This window comes from Dialister sp., from assembly GCF_051885895.1.
In the GTDB taxonomy this organism is placed as follows: Bacteria; Bacillota; Negativicutes; order Veillonellales; family Dialisteraceae; genus Dialister.
Genome location: NZ_JBJEXP010000022.1, coordinates 1 through 3,073, shown reverse-complemented (window position 1 = coordinate 3,073; position 3,073 = coordinate 1). Strand labels below are relative to the sequence as shown.

Annotated in this window: 3 protein-coding genes; 1 reads left to right on the top strand and 2 read right to left on the bottom strand. The window is 51.4% G+C overall.

Going from position 1 to position 3,073, the window contains the following annotated elements; all coding sequences use genetic code 11:
• Positions 1-47 precede the first annotated feature (47 nt).
• Together ACI4N7_RS01665 and ACI4N7_RS01660 are read right to left on the bottom strand one after the other, a co-directional pair.
• Positions 48-1,493 carry a nicotinate phosphoribosyltransferase gene (locus ACI4N7_RS01665; protein ID WP_439731630.1) on the bottom strand — a complete coding sequence of 482 codons (1,446 nt, stop codon included), beginning with the start codon at positions 1,491-1,493 and terminating at the stop codon, positions 48-50.
• Positions 1,494-1,643: 150 nt separating this feature from the next.
• Entirely contained in the window at positions 1,644-2,057 is a 414-nt protein-coding gene (locus tag ACI4N7_RS01660) for a pyridoxamine 5'-phosphate oxidase family protein (RefSeq protein ID WP_439731629.1), read from the bottom strand.
• A gap of 194 nt (positions 2,058-2,251) precedes the next feature.
• On the opposite strand from ACI4N7_RS01660, the gene ACI4N7_RS01655 reads away from it, so the two are divergent.
• Positions 2,252-2,800 (top strand): methylated-DNA--[protein]-cysteine S-methyltransferase, encoded by a 549-nt coding sequence (locus ACI4N7_RS01655; RefSeq protein WP_439731628.1) that lies wholly within the window; start codon positions 2,252-2,254, stop codon positions 2,798-2,800.
• Positions 2,801-3,073: the final 273 nt, after the last annotated feature.

The following is a 3,073-nucleotide window of genomic DNA, read 5'->3' as shown; positions in this document are numbered from 1 at the left end:
TACAAAAAAGCCCTTCCGGAGAAGGGCTTTCCTCATGCCGTCAGGCATTATTTCCTTTTCAGATCCTCGTCAATAATCCGGCTCTTCAGCTCCTGCAGCTGATCAGAGAGATTGACTTCCATAATATTCGGATTGAGGAGTCTTGTATATTCCGGCCACAGGGTTTCCATCTGTCTGTTGGCATAATCAATGGTTTCCTGCAGGCTGGGAAGCGGTGCCGCTTCGCCGTGGAGAATGACAGGCTTCAGCATGTCCACGCAGGTATAGGTGCCTGCCTTCAGTTCCTTCTTGCGCCACCGGGCTGATTCCGTAACCAGGGTGAAATCTCCGCCGTCCGGGAACGGTTCATCTGCCAGGCACACCAGATCGGTGATCATCTTTCCCGAATCCTTCTTGTAGAAACGGCGGACATCCTTGATGCCGGGATTTGTCATCTTGCTCACATCATTGGAAATCTTCATAACCGGTTCAAAGGAGCCGCCCTTTTCCCGGGCACTCATCTTGAAGACGCCGCCCAGAGCCGATGTCCCGTCAGCCGTAATAATCTTGGTGCCTACGCCCCAGCTGGTGACGGTGCAGCCCTGTTCCTTCAGGGACTGGATCAGGTATTCATCCAGATCGTTGGAGCCTGAAATGATGGCATCGGGGAAACCGGCTTCCCGGAACATGCGGGATGCTTCCTGGGAAAGATAGCCCAGATCTCCGCTGTCGATACGGATGCCGTACTTTTTCGGCAGTTTTCCTTCCGCTTTCAGCTTCTTGAAGACCTGAATCGCATGGGGCACTCCCATTTCCAGTACATTGTAGGTATCAGCCAGGAGAATGAGATTATCATGATACTGTTTCACATATTCTTCAAAGGCTTCCAGCTCTGTGTCAAAGCTCATGACCCAGCTGTGAGCCATGGTACCCAGTACGGGAATGCCGAAAAGCCGGCCTGCCTCCACATTGGAGGTGCCGTTGAACCCGCCGATCATGGATGCTCTGGCGCCCCAGAGTCCGGCAGAATGTCCCTGGGCACGGCGAAGACCGAATTCCATCAGCGCATCATGCGGCGCTACGGTACGTACTCTCCGGCACTTGGTGGCAATCAGACTTTCATGGTTCATGATCATGGAAAGGCCTGTTTCCAGAAGCATGGCTTCCGTGGTGGTTCCCTCAAAACGGAGAAGCAGTTCTCCCGGGAAAGCCACCGTACCTTCCGGCATGGCATAAATATTACCGGTAAAATGGAAATGAGACAGATAATCCAAAAATTCCGGATAGAAAATATGAAGGCTTCTCAGATAGTCAATATCCTCATCGCTGTAGGTAAAATTTCTGACAAAATCCACCAGATGGGACAGCCCTGCCACCACCGTGTAACCGCCATGGAAAGGATTTACCCGATAAAAACGGTCAAAGACCACTTTTCTCTCGTGCATGCCCTTCTTGAAAAGAGCATTGGTCATAGTCAGCTGGTACAAATCAGTCACAAGTCCATTGGATGCCATAATATCCCCCTTTATATTTCCATTCTATAGACAATGGATAGATTGAATCCATTATAACACTTTATACAGTTAATGAAGCATTAAATCATCCCGCAGAAGATGTAAAGAGAAATTCAGCAGGCATCTGTATCTCCCGTGGCTTTCCTCTGTTCAGTCCATGGCGAACTTCTTCTCCTTCTGCAGATTCCTGTCCCGAAGAATCACGCAGCCCTCCTGCAGACTGAAAACCGCCATTTCTTCCTGATCCATAATTCCCATATCCTCAATATCATCCCGGCAGGCCTTCAGCATATGATCCTTCGTTTCCCGGGACTCCTCTTCCTTCAGCCATCCGCGGATAGAAATCCAGGATTTGTCCGGATGCACCGCACTGATTTCCACCCGGCGGTTCGCCATGATTTCATGATACAGCTCCGACCTGCGGGAAAAGAGAAAGCAGAGCTTCCCTTCCACCGTGCATACTCCGCTCATGGGACGCACCCGGGGCTCCGAACCGGCTACCGTAGCCATGTAAAAAACTTCGCATTCCCTCAGATATTCCAGTACTTTTTTTACATTATCCATTCTGCATCCTCCCTGCCATCAGCCTGATGACGGCTCATTTCTGTCTTGTACCATTATTGTACACGCAGCCGGAAAGAAATCATAGAGGACCCCTTTCGCCTTCTTTTCCCAAAGGAAACATAGTATGATGAAGGAAGAAAATTATCCCCGCAGGAATTCCGTTCCTCTTTGCCATCTACTGAAAGGACCACGCCATGACCAGGAATCCCCTCTCTCCAACCGACTCACTTTCCGAAGCCCTATACACTGCCTATGCAGACTCTCCCCTGGGCCTTCTTATGATCCGGGCCTCCAATCAGGCCATCATAGAACTCCTTCCCGTTTCCCGGAAGGCGCAGGAGATCCGGGAAAACAGCCTGACCCGTCAGTGCCGAAAAGAGCTTTCCCAGTACTTTGCAGGAAAGAGAAAAAATTTCACCCTGCCCCTGCGTCCCCGGGGTACTCCCTTTCAGGAAAAAATATGGACTGTCCTTCAGACAATCCCCTACGGCTGCACCATGACCTACAAGGAAATTGCGGAAAAGGCGGGAAGCCCTAAAGCCGTCAGAGCCGCAGGAACGGCCTGCGGGAAAAATCCTCTCCCCATCCTCATTCCCTGCCACCGGGTCATCGGTTCCAACGGCAGCCTCACCGGCTATGCCTTCGGTCTGCCCGCCAAGAAATACCTGCTCTTACTGGAAAAAAACGGCATCGCCCCAAAGGACACAGGGAAAGTGCTGTTTTCATGGCAGGAAAAGCAGTGACCGCTCCCGGTCCGACAGGCAGTTTAATAAATGCATAACAGAAAAGCTCCGCCCGTGGCAAACTGCATGGGCGGAGCCTGTTTTCCGGTTGATAACCCGGATTCCTCAATGGAATCCGGGTTTTAATATGCTTTTTCCACAGCAAAAACTCCTGATTCATCCCTATGCCGCTGCATGGCGGGCGCAGGTCATCTTCTTTCATGAATCGGCCAGGGGCAGCCGCCGGAGCGGAATGTCTGTGTCGTCAGGAAAGAGCAGGTGAGCATACAGCCG

What these genes read in the sequence shown, in the direction of transcription:
- ACI4N7_RS01665 (WP_439731630.1), bottom strand. Translation starts at nt 1,493, where the DNA reads ATGGCATCCAATGGACTTGTGACTGATTTGTACCAGCTGACTATGACC.
- ACI4N7_RS01660 (WP_439731629.1), bottom strand. Translation starts at nt 2,057, where the DNA reads ATGGATAATGTAAAAAAAGTACTGGAATATCTGAGGGAATGCGAAGTT.
- ACI4N7_RS01655 (WP_439731628.1), top strand. Translation starts at nt 2,252, where the DNA reads ATGACCAGGAATCCCCTCTCTCCAACCGACTCACTTTCCGAAGCCCTA.